This window comes from Scytonema hofmannii PCC 7110, assembly GCF_000346485.2.
Lineage (GTDB): Bacteria > Cyanobacteriota > Cyanobacteriia > Cyanobacteriales > Nostocaceae > Scytonema > Scytonema hofmannii.
Genome location: NZ_KQ976354.1, coordinates 7693381 through 7710887, shown reverse-complemented (window position 1 = coordinate 7710887; position 17507 = coordinate 7693381). Strand labels below are relative to the sequence as shown.

Genomic DNA, 17507 nt, shown 5'->3' with positions numbered 1-17507 from the left:
CTATCCTTCCTTAGAAACTGAATTGGAAGTGCGCTTTTTCTAATTCTTCAGTAATTATACGGCACAATTTCAAATAGCTTCATGAGAAACTAAACGTAACAATCCCGAAAGCAAAAAAACTGTTAATTTTCTAAATTTTCCGGGAAATATATAAAAGTAATCAGTGACCAGTGACCAGTGACCAGTGAACAGTTAATTTACATACTTAAAAGTAGGAAAGTTGAATAATGAATCAATTTAGTTTTTTCCATAAACAAATTTAGGTGCTTCTACAAAATAGTCACTGGTCACTGGTCACTGGTCACTGGTCACTGAAATAGTTTTTAATGTGAGGAATGAACTGTGAAACAGCTTCACGGTAATGGTTTAGCATTTGGTGTTGCCGCAATTGTGATGATGGCGGCTCAGCCAGTAATAGCACAAGTTACTCAAATTACTGGAGTCAAACTAAGTCCTGCTGACGGAGGAGTGAATGTTGTTTTAACAACTTCTTCTGGCTCTCGCCCACAGGTTTTTACAACACAAAGGGGTAATACCCTGGTAGCAGATATTATTAATACTCAACTGCGTTTATCAAAAGGTAATAGCTTTCGTCAAGATAATCCCGCACCGGGAATTGCTTCAGTTGCTATCAATCAGCTTGATGCTAATAGCATTCGGGTGATTGTGACAGGGACTAAAGGCGCTCTTACCAGCCAACCTGTGGTGAGAAAGCAAGACAAAATTACTCTCAACTTTGCGCCATCTGATGGAACGCAAGCGCAGGCTCCTCAATCTGCACCCGCACAGACAGCAAGCAAGACGCCAAGTCAACAAGCGGCGACTCCTATTCCAGTTCCACCTAGTCAAAATCAGCAGCCAGAGGTTCTTGTTCCCAACCCGAAAGTGACTGTGAATGGCGCACCAGCACCAGCAGCCGGAGTCGATCCACGTCTGAATCAGGCTCCACCTTTCTTACCTAGAGCCGTTGCGCCACCAGTTGGAGATATTGCGATATCAAACATGGATGCTTCTCCCAGCATCATTGATTTAGGAACTCAAGAACGGGTACCTCGTTTAGTGTTGAGAGATGCTCCTGTACGGGAAGTGTTGTCTTTACTTGCTCGTGCTGCCGGTCTTAACTTAGCTTTTGCAGGAAATGCAGCCGCAGGACAAGGACAACAAGGAGGTCAAGCTGGGGGTCAAGCTGGGGGAAATGAAGGACCCACAATCTCCTTAGATATAGAAAATGAGCCAGTGCAAGATGTGTTTAACTATGTCTTGCGCTTGAGTGGTTTGGAAGCTAACCGCAGTGGACGTACAGTTTTTGTTGGTCCTAAATTGCCGAATGCCACCCGTGATGTTGTGATGCGGAATATTCGCCTTAATCAAGTTAAGGTGGATACTGCTTTGAGTTTTTTGGTTGCGTTAGGGGCTGAAAGTGCCATTACCCGCGAACGATTGGTCACTAGTGTGAATGCTGTCCCTGTCGGTGGTGCAGCCAATTCTGCAGTCACTCAAAGTCAGACAACGACAGAACTTAGAGTAGAGACTTTACGGACTGAGTTTCAAGATTCAACGCCTTTATTGCGAGGTTTGCAGGCGTCGGGCGATCAACGCACCAATTCAATTACCTTGATTGGGACTCCCAGATTGATTGATGTTGCAATGGCTCAACTGACTCAGCTAGATATTCGTCGCCGTCAAGTGGCAGTTAATGTCAAGGTTATTGATGTTAACCTTTTAGGAACTCACGATTTTAACAGTAGTTTTTCCTTTGGGATTGGCAATAACTTCTTTGTCAATGATGGTGGTGCAGCCGCATTGAATTTTGGCGGTTCCAGACCTGCAACTAGTGGTGAACTAGCAAATAGTGTGACTGGTACTCCTGTGATTGAAAACCCAATTCAAGGAACACCTTTCCTCGACCCGAACAATCAGCTGGTTATCCCTGGAGGCGGTTCGGGTACAACAATTATCAACCAATCTCCTACTGCAGTTAGAATAGGTGGAGTGACTGTTCAACCTGGCTCCTCCCAACAATTGCCAAACAGAGATGCTACGACTTATCAACCAGTTGCACCAATTTCAAACGATCCCACAAAACCTGGCATTACAGAAATTACACGGGGTACAAATGATGTAATCACTATTGATGCGGATGGTAAGGTAAGTGTCTCACCAGGTACTAATGGTACAGTCACGTCTGCTCTCCCGTCTTTGTTTCAGTTCCCCAAACGCTTGCTGGCTAGTTTGCAAGCTCAAGTCACTAACGGTAATGCCAAGATTCTGACTGACCCAACTCTTACTGTGCAAGAAGGAGAAGAGGCTGTTGTAAGTTTGACATCACAAGTGTATGGAGGTATCAGAGTAACGCGGGATCTCAGAGAACCAATCATTAAAGATGCTGGTTTAACTCTTTCAGTGAAAGTTGACAAGATAGATGACAATGGATTTGTTGCCCTGTCTGTTGCTCCTACTGTATCTGCACCAAACGGAACATCACCAAGCCCTGATGGTGTCATTACATTGCTATCACAAAGAAGTTTGAGATCGGGAGCTATTCGTTTGCGAGATGGTCAGACACTAATCTTATCAGGTATTATTCAAGAGTCAGATCGAGTTACTGTTTCTAAAGTGCCTATCTTGGGTGACATTCCCCTGCTTGGTTCGCTTTTTAGAAAGACAAACAAAACCAACCAGCGCAATGAAGTCATTGTGTTGCTCACACCTCAAGTGATGGATGACTCAGAGCGATCTTCTTATGGCTATGACTACACTCCTAGCCCAGAGGTTCGACGAATTCTTGAACGTCGGGGTTTACAAACACCTAGAAAGTGACAAAAAAGCGTTAAGTAGGTCAGCAAGAAAAAATAAAACTACCTTCCCGCCCAAAGATTACCTATCTAAATGAACCGCAAAGACGCAAAGAGCGCGAAGAAAAAGGACAAGAAGTTTGGTAGTCTTGTAGCGGGAAGGGAGTATGTAAAGGTCAAGTAACATCTTAAGATTCGTTCTTAGTTGCGCTTTAGCGCATGAGTCGCAACTACAAACCAGTAACAATTATTTGCGCTGACTTACTTAATAGCAATATTTGCCGTTGTCATTAGCCTTATCGTGCTCTTTTCCTGTTCGCATGGCACCCAGTATTGTGGAGATATAGACACAGCGCTTAGCTTTACCACCATTTTTACTGGAGAAGGTTATTTGTCCTAGTGTTCTCAGTGATGTTTGAGTGCATTCATCTCCAACTTGATAAATCGGACAGCCTTGGTAATTAAATATGACTCGCCAAGCTTGGGCTGAAGTGTCTTTTGGCAACGTTGTCTCGGATTTGCCTTTATTATTTTTTACTGTATCAATACGAATATTTGTATCCAAGTTGTGCCATAAATTATCGTTGACACTAATGGTATATGGTACAAATTTGTCAGCCTGGGCTTGATGAACTGTCCATTGTACAATGCCATTATGTTCGCGAAAACTGGCTTGCCAAGTTAACTTGTTCTTTGTCGCTAGACTTTGTGCTTGACGCATGGCTTGGTAAACTTCGCCTTGAGCAGTTTTAAGTCGTTGAATGTCAACAAAGGCTAGCCAACTGGGAACTGCGATCGCGGCTAATAAACCAGTTATTAAAACAATGACGACAATTTCTAACATTGTGAAGCCACTGTTAGAGGAACTTTTGAAACGCTTTGCCTGCATTAATTTGGATATGAAAAATTACCAGAAGTATCTATAGCAATTCCCACTTTCATGAGCTACAGGAAGAAAGAACTAACCGCAGATGAACGCGGATAGACGCAGATAAATTTGTACCTCAGCAGACTCGGAAAGGCTATATTCGTCTTTACTGGTATATTTTTTGTTATCCGGATAATCAGTACAGTGTTTTATCTGAAGGGGCGACAAAATAGCCTGAAAAGCTTATGAGTTCAAGTGTGCAGCAATTTGTGGTAAAAAAAGATAGGTCTACCTTTGTCAACAAGACCTATCTAATGACAATGATACCTTCATTTTACCAAATACACTTAAAAAGTCAATTTAGCCCAACCGAATACTTACTGCTAACAATTTTAATTAATGTTATACAGTCAATTAAAAAAGTTAGTTTAGAAGCGTTAGCAACAAATCTCCCAATCCCTATTTTATTTGAAAGCAGACGAAAAAAATTACAAAGATTTTTATCATTACCATTCTTAACAATTGAAAAAATTTGGTTTCCGATTGTTACCACATGGTTGTCAACATATTTTCAATCTGACAAAATGATTTATGTAGTCATCGATCGCACTGCATGGGGTTGCATTAATTTATTTGTAATTAGTGTAGTTTGGGATAAAAGAGCCTTTCCTGTATATTTTGAACTCCTATCTAAGTTGGGAAGCAGTAATCTTAACGAACAAAAATTGTTAATCTCTCAAGTTTTACCAATTTTTAAGGATTACAAAATTTGTCTCTTGGGAGACAGGGAATTTTGTTCTGTCAAACTAGCAAGTTGGCTCAGAGAGCAAGGCATATCTTTTTGTCTTCGTTTGAAAAAAAACGAATTCATTGAAATGGAACATGAGATTTGGCAAGAGTTAAATGATTTAGGCTTATCACCAGGAATATCTTTCTTTTTACAAGGAGTTAAGGTCACTAAACAAAAAGGATTTACCAATTTTAATGTAGCTTGTAAATGGAGACGGAAAATTCAAGGAATAGCTCCAAAAGAAGGATGGTTTATTGCCACAAATTTAGTCACGCTAGAATTGGCGATCGCTGCCTATAAAAGAAGATTTGATATAGAAGAAATGTTTCGAGACTTTAAGAGCGGGGGTTATAATTTAGAAGATACTAAGGTCTCAAATAAACGCTTAATTTCTCTAATTTTATTAATAGCCATCGCATACACATCTGCCACAATACATGGACAACAAATTAAACAAAAAGGTGTTCAAAAATATGTGGGTCGCGTGAAAGAATACGGGCGGATTGAAAGGCGACACAGCAGTTTTTATATTGGATTATATGGTCAAACATGGGTTAATTTCATGGAATCATGTGAAGATTTAGTCACGGAATTAATGAGATTAAATCGCAATAAATTGAAGTATTATCAACGAGGTCTAAGAGCTATGGAGCTTATCCTATCTGCATCCTAGCTCTTTTGTCGCCCCGTCAGGTGTTTTATACGGGTTAAAGCAAACCTCCTTTAACCTAAAAATATGCCGCAGTGGTTTAAAATAAGGTGTTGTAGTATTTTAAGAAAAATTAAATATGAAATTAAAAGAAGTCCTTCAAGGAAAACGAGAAGAAATTCTCAGTATTGCGGCTAAACATGGGGCTTGTAATATCCGTATTTTTGGAAGCGTAGCTAGAGGAGAAGAAACAGATACAAGTGATATTGATTTTTTGATTGATTACGATCTGAATAAAATTACACCTTGGTTTTCCAGTGGTTTAGTGCAGGATTTGGAAAGTTTGTTGAATCGTAAAGTTGATGTAGTAACTACTAATTCTTTACATTATTTTATTCAAGATAAAGTCTTTAAGGAGGCTATTCTTTTTTAAAAATTAGTATTTATTTGTAGATCATTAAGGAATTTTTATACTTTTTAAGTAATTCAACATTAAAAAACGTAAGAAGTTTGTAGTTGCGCTTCAGCGCTAAAGCGCAACTACAAGCTAAAAGGATTTTACGTTTAATTTGTTGAAGCTCATGAATTAGTGTGTCTCTTTCTAATTCTTAATACTACTGTAGATAAAGTCTCAGATAATATAATAATTATTATAATTTTAAGCAACATGACTAACGTCATTTTTGCATAGTTTAATCTAGAGGAATTATTAATAATATACTTTAGTAAGAATAGAGCAGCAGCTTTACCTTTGCGTCGATTATAAGGTGGTTCTAAGGCTTTACAACTAAGATATTTATAGAGGTTTGCTAGACTCTGGTTCCGAAGAGAGTGTGTTGAAACAGGACTATTGCTATATGCTTTATTAAGGACTAACAAGCAGGCTTTTTCTTGCCTTGCAAGATTAGAGGAAAGTGAGTTGCTACTTTTACGGTATAAAATTTGTACTTTCGGTACAGCCACAAATTGGTAATCATGGGCTAATCGCAACCACATATCCCAATCTTGAGCAGCAGTTAGAGATTCATCAAATCCACCTAATTTAGTTAAAGCTTCTCTACGAATTAAGGGATTAGAACCACTTTCTAAAAAATTAATCACTAATAATTTTTCATAAACATTACCGTTTTCAGTGATGTGAGTTCCAGAAAGTAAAAAATTACTGTTTTCATCAATATAATCTGTCCAACTATAAGCAACCATTGCATCTTTGTTTTTTTGCAAAGCTTGCAATTGTAGTTCTAGCTTGTTTTGTGTCCAGAGGTCATCGGCATCTAAAAAACTAACATAATCTCCAACAGAAAGATGGAGACCGTTATTGCGACTAACATTTGCATTAGTATGCGGATATGAAAAAACTTGAATTCTATGGTCTTTAATTTCAGATACGATCGCTAAGGTTGAATCTTCGGAACCATCATTGATAATAATTAACTCAAAATCATTAAGAGTTTGTTTTAATACAGATTCAACAGTTTCTCGAATAGTTTTTTCACTATTAAAAGTTGGTATAATTACAGAAATTATTGGCATTTAAAAAATCTTATTTATAGACCGAATAAGTTATTATTGATTTTACATTTATCCGCCGTTTTCAATAAGATGCAAAAATATAAAAAGATATTTTTTGTAGTTTATATTTTATCATTTTTTTTAGATTAAATTTTAAGTAATAAAAAGGACTTATCATACTACTTAGGTAAAATTCCATTTCGCAATTTGCAATTATATCTTTTTTAAATCCTCCTCTATACTTAAGAAAATGTTGTACGATACGTCGGAAATTACCAACTATTGTTTTCACAAAAATTATAGGTTTTTGCCAATTTTTAGCATTGAACAAACGTAGCTGACAAACACACAATCCACAACCGCGAGCCAAAGCAAGTAGGTAATCTTTTTCTAGTCGCCAGTATGGTATTTGATGATGTGTATGCATGGCGGGATTATACCAAATTTGCCAACCCGCCTTATGAATATACAGTAATGGCTCATAATCATCACCTTGTATCATTAAACCAGGGACTTTTCCACTTAAAGCAGGACGATTGGGAACATTATCTAACCAAGCTTGTTTACGAATAACAACGGCTGCTGCTGGAGGAAGGCTTAGATTGACTGGATCGTATAGATTTGGTTTCTCTCCACGTTCTCTAATAGCTAAAAAACTTTGAATCCTTTTAAAGTTTTCAGGAGGTTGTACCTCATATTCACCATGAATTTGACCTCCCCAAGCCCCTGCTTGAGGATACTCTTTACCAAAAGCAACTGCTTGTGCGATCCAATCAGGTGCAGGGAGGTTATCGTCATCTAAAAATCCAATTAACTCTCCTTGTGCTTCGCGTACAGCTCGTAATCGTGCAAATGCTGCTCCTTGTTCAGTTTCCAAGTAGTACCTTAACTGGTATCCTATATTGTTTTTTTGGAGAGTTTGAATTATTTCAGAAGTGCGATCGCTACTGTTATTATCGATAATTAGAATTTCCCAGTTTAAATCTTCTACTCCGGATTGGTTAAAAAGCCGTTCTAAAAGCTGAGGTAAACGGTTTGCACCGTTGTAAGTAGGAATAGCAACTGTAAAATTAAGCATAGATATTATTAATGACTTTTAGACATCATGGTCTAGGTATCTGACTTTTAAAAGATGGAAAGGACTCAATAAACTACTTACTAGAAGTTCCATTTGGCAAGCAGCGATTGGATCGCTTTGAACGGTACCTCGATACTTAAGTATGTGAAGCATAATCTTGCGGAAATCATTTATGAGGTACAGCAAACTTGCAAGAGGTCTTTTCCAAGGCTGTATTCTCAGCATACGTAAGTGATGTTTACTTAAGCCGACACAACGAAATAAACGAATTAAGTATTCTTTTTGCAATCGCCATGCAGGAATTTGATGAAAAATTTGCATTTGTGGGTTGTACCAAATTTCCCAACCACCCAACTGGATATGCAGTACTGCCTCTAAATCTTCACTAGCTAAGAGTGCTTCTTTACCTTTGTGGTTGAGAACCAAGCGTTTGGGAACTGTTTGGCACCAAACCTGCTTGCGAACGACTAAACCTGCTCCAGGAGGGAGTACCATCATATGTGGTTCGTAGCGATGAGGTTCTATCCCTCGTTCAATAATCGCTAAGAAACAAGCTATTTTCTCAAAATTTTCTGGTGGCTTAATTTCAAACTCACCGTGAATTTGGCTGCCATATGCTCCTGCTTTTGGATGGGCTTGACCAAAAGCATAGGCTTCCGCTACCCAAGTCAGTGAGGGATAATTATCGTCATCTAAAAAACCTATTAAGGTTCCTCTTGCTTCTTCAACAGCTCGCTGTCTAGCAAATGCAGCTCCCTGTTTCGATTCAAAGCAATACTTCAATGGATAAGGATACATCCCATCCTCTTGAATGTTTTTTATAACAGTAGCAGTGTTATCGGTACTGTTGTTGTCTACAACTATAATTTCCCAAGAAAAATGTTGAGTATTAAGCTGATTTTGCAATCTTTCTAGTAATTCAGACAAGCGGTTACCACCATTATAAGTTGGGATAGCGACAGTAAAGTCGATGCACTCATTCATAGCGCAAAAGGTTTAGGTGTATTATGGAGTTTTTTATAGTTATTTCTATTTACGAATACTATTGATCGCTAAAACGACTTTGTAGTTACCGTTTAATCTGAAGTTATAGAATAGCTAATTCCCAAACATTGCGATCGCAATGTAGTCATCAAGCATATATAAACTAAAAACTACTCCTGATGATTCTAGTTTGTGCTTAAAGAGCAGTTTTCGAGTTCAGTATTTTCATGGAATATTATGTATTTTTTCTCTAAACCTCTATTGATTACATTCTGTTTCGTTTTTTCCTATTCGCATTCCTCCAATGAGAGTTTCTATAAAAACACATCTCTTAAGTTCGCTAGCAGCAGTAGTAGTGCTGCCTACTTTGGGTGCGGCAACTGCAACTTTTAAAATAGTGTCAGCATCAGTTTTGTCAGCTTTAGGTGCCAAAACACCCATATAATCAAAAGTAATTGTACTAATTGCTGTGGTACTTAATGCTGTGGTGTAATTGACAGTGTTAGCTGCTTTTTTATTAGCATTTTCATTTGTAGTTTGCGAAGGGTTATAAGCTGTGAGATTGCTATATATCAAAACTTGTCCTTGTTGAAATCTCATATCCTCTCCCAGTGTCTTCCACAAAGGGCTTGTTAGTGGAGGAGGTGGATTAGTAATATCTGGATTCGGATAGATACTCACTTTTGGGACACCGTTATCCACTGCAAAACTCACGCTATAAATACGTTTAATCTTCTTAGCTTGTTTCTGTGCATCCTGCAATGCTCCTAAAACTGCATCATTGGCTTTGTTGACACGTTGTCGATTGACAAAAGCAAGCCACCCTGGACTAACTATTGCTGCTAAAATAGCAACTATAAGCACTACCACCACAAGTTCTAATAAAGAAAAACCACCATTATGATGCGTATACTTAGATGTTGATCTTGATTTATTTATTAGACATCGTTGTTGTAATATTCGCATTACACCTTTTTGATAATTTTCTCTGAAGATCACAGAAATTACTATGTTATGCATACACCCGTTCATTTTTTTAATTAAATAAGTTACTAACAAAAATTATTTAGTAAATAAGAAACCACGTCCCTGTACGCGAATGTTTCCTCCAGGAAAGTAAGCAGAAGCTTTAGGATCGTATACAGTATCATTTTTGTTTGTGAGGCGAACCAAAGCATTTCCTCTGATATAGACTTGTGCCAGCACTTCATCAGAATTGACACAAGCAAAAAAACCACTGTTAACTACTCCTACAAGCTTAGCGCCGGGTGGACAAGGTGTTGTTGTTGGATCGGGATCGGGACCAGTGGTGCTAATGTTATCAACTAAAGTATCTACCTGTTTAGTGTATTCTGTAGCAGGTGATGCACATGGTGTTAATGGTGAAGGTGATGTACCTAATGAAGTTTTCCATTGGCTCATCTTTTCCTTTAACTTTGAACCATTTACTGTTAGATCTAGTGGAGGTGGACTAAATCCCGGATCGCAAGCTTCACCTTTGGTATTACTATACTCTGCGTTAACTCTACCTCTAATTTGAAATCTCCCAATTCTAGCTGATGATGACCAAGGAGCAGTAGAAGTTGGATTTGTTATGAAATAATATCCTACTAATGAATATGCAAAGCCATCATCTTTTTGAGTGTCACTATTAGAATTAACTCCTACACTTTCAGGTATGTACTCCCGTTTCCAAAAAACTAGTATTGGCTTACAATTACTACTTCCACTAACAACTTTACAACTAGAAGCACCTTTAACAGGTGGAATCTGGTCTTGAATACCAGACAAACTAACATCAGTATTACTGTTTCTAGTTACTCCATCATCATCATAGATATAAACAGCTTGCTGTAGGTCACGAGAGATATATTCCAGGGCGGCTTGAATTTCTTGCTCAGTCGTTGCCTTTGCTTGTTCTCTGCGATCGCTATCTAAAACGTTAATCATAAATGCCAACAAAGGCGTTATAACTAACGCTGCCAAAATCATAGCTACCAACAACTCAATTAGAGTAAAGCCACTATTTTTTTCGAGAAATCTAGAGGATTTTCTTTGAATGCTTGGGAGGTATTGTAATATAGTTTTCATGCGTTTTTTCCCGTTATAATGCCAGTAATTTATAAAGACAATTAATTGATACAACCACCTGGGAAACGCGTGCAAAGGTCATTGTATTTAGGCACAATATCGTTAATATCTGTTGTCATTTCCACTAAAGGTAGTGTGCGCTTACCGGCACCTCCAGTGAAGCTTTTTTGTGTCACTTTTTCGCCATTACCGGTAGCATTGTTTCTAGAGAGAGTCGTGCTGAGCTTAAAAGCGTCAGATCTGTAAACACGCACCCCTAAAACATATCCTGTGGTGGTAGTACTAGCATTCTGTGAGCGAAAAGCCTGCACAATCATATCTATGGGACTAGTAGCCTCACATGCGTCAGTACCATCAAAATCTACGCAGAATAAAGATGTTCCTGTTGGAACTGTGCAGTAACTATTTGCCGTACAAGTTAAGCTTCCCGTAGCTGTAGGGGCACCATACTGATATATAGGTGTACTTGTACTACCTGTTGTAACTGGACTTACAATTTTTTGAGTCCTCACTCCATCAATATATGATTTAGCTGCTTGGGTCGCTAATTCTACCCGTCGAGATTGAAGACGGGTCGCCACTGACAGAGTAATTACTGGAGCGATCGCTGCTAGCAAAATACTAACTACAAGCAGTGCTACCAAAGATTCAATTATGGTAAAACCTTTTTGGGGTTTGTATAAGTATGATGCTACTATCTTGCTTCGTCGATTAGCCTGCTGTTTTTTAGAGCTTGTCGCTTGTTTCTCTGTCATCATGGCAATTTACCCAATATTTCAACCTAGTTTTAAACAGTTTGGTTTAGTTTGACAGACAATTCCTTAAGAAGAGACTCTTTATGGATCTGCTGGTATGGGTTTACACTCTTGTGGACGATACTCAGAAGAAACTGCATTGGAGTATGTAGCACCACTTTCTCCTTTTTTGTCACTTGCTTGTCCAGCACAGAGTAATGCTTTCACCCAAGGGTCATCCTGACCGACTTCTCTAAAGAACTCATTTGGACGATTCGATGGCGGTGCTGTAAATCTTTGAGCAAACAAGTCTGGTTGTTCTGACAGAAGCCCAACATCAAAGCCCCACTGTCTTGTTGGTGCCCAGTAAAAAGGCGAAAGACCATCATTGTTTCTACCAGAGTAAGTATCTAACGAGTAGTCAAATTTGCTAGTGTTGGTTGCAGCGTTAGCACTATTAGCTCCTCTATTAGCTTTAAAAAGAGGCGCAACTGGTGCTGTGGCGTAGGAACTTCGTTTTAACTGAATGAAACTGCCAGTGATTTTGGCTATCCTACCATTCCAATTTTCTAAGAATCGTACAAAGTTTTGCAAACCAGCTGAATCTTCAACTGCTCTACCAGGGCTATTACCGACTACAAAAGTTGCATTAAAGCTAGTATCTAGATTTGCCGCTTTTAACCATCTATCCCTAAACTCATCTTGAAGTTGATTTGTGTTATCCGTTCTGATGTTATTTCCAGGATTATTTTTTGCATCATGTATCTGCAAAACTGGCACTAAGATTGGTTGACCATCTCCAGCAGAGGGAGGAATATAGAACAGGGATTGATCGCTTCTGTAAGTTGCACTACTAATATCGCTGGGATCAGTATTAGAACTTGTTGCTCTGAACCAAAGAGCATTGTTTTCTTGTAGTCCATAATGAGAGGTTACTGTAGGTGAGCTGTTATAGGTACATCCATTCTTCAGATAATCACTGGCATTACTGTACTGACCAGTATAAACGGGGCAACCAACTCCTATTGGCTGATAAATTTTATTAGAACCACTAGAGGTGAAAACCAGTGTATTGTTATTATCACGTGCAAAAGCAATCCGCCGGGGATAACGTCGATCTGCTGGTTCTAGAGCAGGTTGAGAACCTGTATCACCAGACCCAAGTCGTTCTCTAATTGTTTTACTGGGAAGAGGAGGAGTACCAGATTTGGCAAATTTACCACTGTTATTAATCCAATGTAGTTCGTTGTTAGTCAGTATATTATCAGCACCCGAGGCATTAGAACCTTTGGCAGCAAGTATAGCTTGTCCGAGTTGATAAGCCTTAATATCTCTTTCTGTGAGTGAGATCGTTGTAGTTCCACCTGTAGCGAGTGGAATTGTATAGTTTTGAGCTGTGCTACTTAATATCCCATCTCCATCAATGTCAAAGCCCATCGCCCATTGTTTATCTGGTGTACTACCATCACATTCAGAAACTAATGCCTGACGGCAAATTTCCATAACGTATAAGGGATGACTATCAACCCTTCGCTGAACTGGTGTTACACCATTTAATGTGTAAGATCCTAAACTGGTGATAGGAATATTATTCGCACCCCACCACTGTGTTGTCGTAGCAAAACCGTTTTCCAGAAAACCGTTTTTTAGACGACTTGTTCTAGAAACGTCAGTAGCGATATCTACTGGAACACCTGTATTGTTGTTATGGTCGTAATCACCTTCATTACGAAAACCGTCTATAAATCCCGCATTTGATGCTGTTCCCGACAGCAACGTCATTGCATCAGCGATAATTGTTGCTGGTCGCCAATAGTCACCACCACTACTAGGACAGCCAGTTCTTCCAGCACGACATGCAAAGTTATCGTCACGAGTTTGGCGATCGTAAAAGTCAGTATTTGACTCTTTTTCTATAAATTCTTCAATTTCTGTGTTGGTGGTTGTATTCGGACGGTGCAAATTAAAATTACCTTTGATATACGCAGGTAAATTACTTACCAAAATTAGACCTTTTTCTTTAGCATTGTAAGCATTTTGATTAACGCTAGGGTTTCTTGCCAAAGTCGAACCGTTGATAAGGCGGATACCATTAGGGCGACGGGTGGGATCGAGCTTAAAGTCTGTAGGGCTAAGTAACGCACTATTAGCAGTTGTATCGCTCCGATCTAGTAACCCATCGTCACGAGTTGCGTAAATAATGCCACTGTAGGGTAATAAATACTCGCTAGTACCGTTAATTCCTCGGCTAGCTAAATTACCTATGTTAATCTCAGTGACCCTAATTTCCAGAGGTTGACGCTCTTCAATGTCTAGATCATATTGATCAGATGCGGATGATTGAGAAACTTGTTTAATTTCTCGAGCATCAAGGAAAGATGCTTCTTTGATGTCTCCATGATTAGGCTTGTCAGTCAATGGGGACGGGGAAGGAGTGGCACCACCGAGAATATTGATAGCACAAAGCGCTGTATCAATTGCTGAGTAATCAGCATATTGCAAACCACTGCTGGGGACTACACTGTTGTTGCCAATTTTTTGTAAAGCTGTTTGTAAGGCTGGATTAACTGGTCGTCCATTGGCGAATACTAACTTTGCTTGTTGTTGAAGACGAACCTTATTAAGAGCAAAGAATGTTGTTCTCCCACCTGTAGGGTAATCGTAAACAACACCATTGTTTGATCTACCCTTGGCGGTATCAATACCATATCCACCATCAACGTTGACTTTGTTTTTAGCAGTGGTTGTGTTGGTAGGATCGTAGTAGCTGCTGACACAAGCAATTGGTTCTTGGTCAATACCAGAGTCTATTTTGTAGTGATAAACTGCCGTGGCTCTCATCAGCAGGTCACCTTTGCGAGTTTCTGTAGCTTTTGGGCTACTCATTGGCATTGTGTCAGGCCAAACAGGAATATCATTACTATTTGCAGGAGTGGGATCTGATGGATCTGGTAAAAAAGAATTAGCACCGCGAGGATAAAATGGACCTGTCAAGAGATTGGCAGTATTACCTGTACCATCAACGTAGATTCCTGCACCTGTCACGATCCTCACCCCACCCACGTTATCCAACGGGTTTATAGGGTTTTCTGCTGCTTTCTGTTCCCAAAAACCATTCCGTTCAGATACACCTAAATCTGTAACGGATTGTATTTGTGTGTTGCGCCATCTCTGTTTAGCTTGTGTGCCAGTTGGTCGAGTCCAGTTTACATTGTTGATAAACTGAGGTTCAGTTGATCCTACATATGTGCCGTTAGGTGGTTCATTGGGTGCCCATTTTGCTGGTAAATTATTACCTACAAATATGCGATCGCCCAAATTGCTTTGAACGCCTTCTTTCTTTTGTAATTCGGGATATGTTGCCTCTAACTGAGTGGTAGTGACAGAGATATTTACAGCATTGGTGAACTGGTTACTAGAATTTAATGGTTTTCTCCAAGCTTCAGGAGGATCTATGTTTGATGTAAAACCAGTAAATCCTGAGTTTGCCCCTACGCCAGTGGGGTTTGATACTTCTACAAAGGGAACTCGTCTTGCCCGTTGTTGGAGATAAGTTTGTATTTCCTCTGTAAGGATACTGCTGGCATATAGGACATCGTCAGCATTTTTGACTCGCGCTGTCACGTTACTTTTTACTTCTGCTGGGTAGGCGTTAACGTTATTAACAGCCTGTTTGAAGGTTTGACCATTTGTGACTGTTGTGGATGTGCAGGTTGTACATAGACCGAGTGCAGAAGTTAGCATTGCTGCAATGCGTTGATTGAATGCTGCATCGTTAAATCCAACCGCAGCACCACCAGCAGAATTGGTAGATCTGTTTGTGTTGCTAATTTGAGCGGTGGTAACGGCTTTCTTAAAACCTCGATATAAATCAACGGTCACTTGAAGTTGATCTGTAGTATGACCAAGGTTACCAGTTCCTACATTACCGCCAACAGTGACTAGTCCGTTTTCTTGATTGTAAAAACAGGAATGTTTGCTGCTAACTTGTCGAAGTCTAACAATAGGGTCTGGCGTTGCATCTGGGTTTCCACCTACCAATAAGTTACCATTTGTATGAATTCTGCCATTTAATAGCAAGTCAACACCAGGTGTGATTTCTAGGTCGTTCTCAAACCAAACTGCATTATTTGCTAGAGGAATACGACTGCGGTCTTGCTGAAATTCTAATGCAACAAAACCTCTGTTACCTTTGTAAGGTTCGCTATTAGCTTTAGTAGCTTCATTTGGATCTGAACTTGATGCAGTTGCAGGCAAGTTATTATATTCTGCCTGTGTAATTGGCACATTAACAGTGTAGACAAAAAAGCTTTTGCCCAAGTTACCTGATTGCAGCTTATACCAGCTAGAATTACCCACTAAGCTAGCAAAACCAGTGGCATTTCCGCATTGTTCATTAGTTTCAGGTGGAGTTCTAACTTCTAAAGCATTTCTTTTACGGTTAAATTTCCCTGTAGTAGTATCTCGAGTAGGATTGCGGAAGTAAATTGCATAGAGAGTATAACTATCTTTTTTACCGTTATTATCTGTATCAACTGCAAATTTCCAAGCACTTTTCAGTGTTTCATCATTTTCTAATGCTGTTGTGTTTGTTGGAGCTACAATGGAGTTATGATTATCAATATCAACACCTAACTTTAGGCGTTTTTCATCCCCAAGTATATATTTTTCTTTTTTTAAAGCATCATACAAGGCACTATCAGATGGTGTTGCACGTGGTAATGTTGGATCTTCAAATAAAGCATCTATTTTTGCTCTAGCGCGGTCAATTGCTGGAGCAGCAGCATTGAGAACAGCCTCATTCACCCGAACATTGCTAGCATTTTTGGATCTTTCAAAAGACCGAAATAAAATTGCCGTTGTCAGCAGCACAACAACCAGAGCTACCATTGCGACTGTTGGCAACACAAAACCAGCATTCACCCAATCAGACTGTTTTCTGGTAACTAAAAAAGCTCGCAGCAGCCACAAACTTTGCTCTTTAATTGTCAATGGAGAGGAACTGCAAAGCTTTTGGTAGAAATTTCTCGTAGCCTTGACTAACTTGCTATTTCGCTTCATAGCCACTTCCCTGTTAAGAGATTTAATGCTGGTTTCTTTAAAATGTTTACTATTGTTGAACTGTGCCTAACAAACATATGCAGGCAAAAATCAAGTTCTTGACACCACTTTTTAACCATGCATAACTATGATGCAAGGTTGATAGCAGTACCAAACGATTTTCTTCAAGAATGGTATTTTTTCAGCTTTTTAGATAAAGACTAATGTTATTAGAATTACCTAATTTATAGCCGAAAAAGAATAATAACACCATAGGTTTACATGAACTTTGCAAAGATGTGTTTCAAAGCAAAGAACTTTGTGAAGATAATGTTAGATAGTAAGCTTATGTTACCCACCTGGTAACAAAACATATCAGTTTATCGAAAAATGAAGATTAAGATATTAAAAACCTCCCCGACGAGGGGAGGCAGTGGAAGATACATTAGAGGTTGAATGGGAAAAATCAGTTCCCTTAATATTTGTTGAGGTCAATTCCAGCTTCTTTCGCCATTGCTTCCAATCCTTTCTTATCAAGGGTTTTGATGGCTGTGGTAGATAAACGCATTTTCACCCAACGATTTCCTCCTTCCCACCAAATCCGCTTAGATTGCAGGTTGACTTGCTGAAGGCGTTTGGTACGACGATGAGAGTGGGAAATTGCGAAGGCATTGTTTGCCTTCTTACCAGTTAATTCGCAGCGACGAGACATATCAAAGTTCTCCGATTTTTTTGGACACAATCTCTTATTGTATAGAATTGCTCGCTAAGTGGGTGGCAGTTTGTCCTGATTTTTGAGATAATACGTCACCTAATTGTAAAAATATGAAGCTGAGCCTCACACTAGGTGTTCCCAGGCTCAGCCTAGGAACTAGAAATCATGACCTTCGCACTGGAGGTTACAGCAATTTTCATTTTTATGAACCACAATCCTGGGTAGGGGCGCAATGCCTTGCGCCCCTACAG

The 17507-nt window shown here is 39.2% G+C and carries 12 protein-coding genes; 3 read left to right on the top strand and 9 right to left on the bottom strand.

Annotated features, from left to right (window positions below):
* Positions 1 to 342: 342 nt before the first annotated feature.
* Positions 343 to 2820, top strand: a complete 2478-nt coding sequence (locus WA1_RS32310; protein ID WP_017747359.1) for a type IV pilus secretin family protein — start codon at positions 343 to 345, stop codon at positions 2818 to 2820.
* Positions 2821 to 3060: 240 nt separating this feature from the next.
* On the opposite strand, the gene WA1_RS32305 is transcribed toward WA1_RS32310, so the two are convergent.
* Entirely contained in the window at positions 3061 to 3684 is a 624-nt protein-coding gene (locus WA1_RS32305; protein WP_026135103.1) for a pilus assembly FimT family protein, read from the bottom strand.
* Positions 3685 to 3983: 299 nt separating this feature from the next.
* On the opposite strand from WA1_RS32305, the gene WA1_RS32300 reads away from it, so the two are divergent.
* Both WA1_RS32300 and WA1_RS32295 read left to right on the top strand, forming a co-directional pair.
* Positions 3984 to 5126, top strand: coding sequence for an IS4 family transposase (locus WA1_RS32300; protein WP_026135404.1), 1143 nt, complete (start codon positions 3984 to 3986; stop codon positions 5124 to 5126).
* A 115-nt stretch (positions 5127 to 5241) separates the two neighbouring features.
* Entirely contained in the window at positions 5242 to 5535 is a 294-nt protein-coding gene (locus tag WA1_RS32295; protein WP_017747361.1) for a nucleotidyltransferase family protein, read from the top strand.
* A gap of 146 nt (positions 5536 to 5681) precedes the next feature.
* Here the strand turns inward: WA1_RS32295 and WA1_RS32290 are convergent, their stop codons facing one another.
* From WA1_RS32290 to rpmB, 8 genes are all read right to left on the bottom strand, one after another.
* Positions 5682 to 6635 (bottom strand): glycosyltransferase, encoded by a 954-nt coding sequence (locus WA1_RS32290; protein WP_017747362.1) that lies wholly within the window; start codon positions 6633 to 6635, stop codon positions 5682 to 5684.
* 61 nt (positions 6636 to 6696) lie between these two features.
* Positions 6697 to 7692 (bottom strand): hormogonium polysaccharide biosynthesis glycosyltransferase HpsE, encoded by a 996-nt coding sequence (hpsE, locus tag WA1_RS32285; protein ID WP_017747363.1) that lies wholly within the window; start codon positions 7690 to 7692, stop codon positions 6697 to 6699.
* Between the two features lie 18 nt (positions 7693 to 7710).
* Positions 7711 to 8676 (bottom strand): hormogonium polysaccharide biosynthesis glycosyltransferase HpsE, encoded by a 966-nt coding sequence (hpsE, locus tag WA1_RS32280; protein ID WP_017747364.1) that lies wholly within the window; start codon positions 8674 to 8676, stop codon positions 7711 to 7713.
* 258 nt (positions 8677 to 8934) lie between these two features.
* The gene (locus WA1_RS32275; protein WP_272819276.1) at positions 8935 to 9735 is read right to left on the bottom strand and encodes a prepilin-type N-terminal cleavage/methylation domain-containing protein; all 801 of its coding nucleotides are present in this window, start codon (positions 9733 to 9735) and stop codon (positions 8935 to 8937) included.
* 3 nt (positions 9736 to 9738) lie between these two features.
* The gene (gene hpsC / locus WA1_RS32270) at positions 9739 to 10767 is read right to left on the bottom strand and encodes a hormogonium polysaccharide secretion pseudopilin HpsC (protein WP_017747366.1); all 1029 of its coding nucleotides are present in this window, start codon (positions 10765 to 10767) and stop codon (positions 9739 to 9741) included.
* A gap of 41 nt (positions 10768 to 10808) precedes the next feature.
* Positions 10809 to 11522, bottom strand: a complete 714-nt coding sequence (gene hpsB, locus WA1_RS32265; protein ID WP_017747367.1) for a hormogonium polysaccharide secretion pseudopilin HpsB — start codon at positions 11520 to 11522, stop codon at positions 10809 to 10811.
* An 81-nt stretch (positions 11523 to 11603) separates the two neighbouring features.
* A complete protein-coding gene (gene hpsA / locus WA1_RS32260; protein ID WP_066613100.1) occupies positions 11604 to 16562 on the bottom strand; it encodes a hormogonium polysaccharide biosynthesis protein HpsA in 4959 nt (1652 codons plus the stop codon).
* Between the two features lie 454 nt (positions 16563 to 17016).
* Positions 17017 to 17253 carry a 50S ribosomal protein L28 gene (gene rpmB / locus WA1_RS32255; protein ID WP_017747368.1) on the bottom strand — a complete coding sequence of 79 codons (237 nt, stop codon included), beginning with the start codon at positions 17251 to 17253 and terminating at the stop codon, positions 17017 to 17019.
* Positions 17254 to 17507 lie beyond the last annotated feature (254 nt).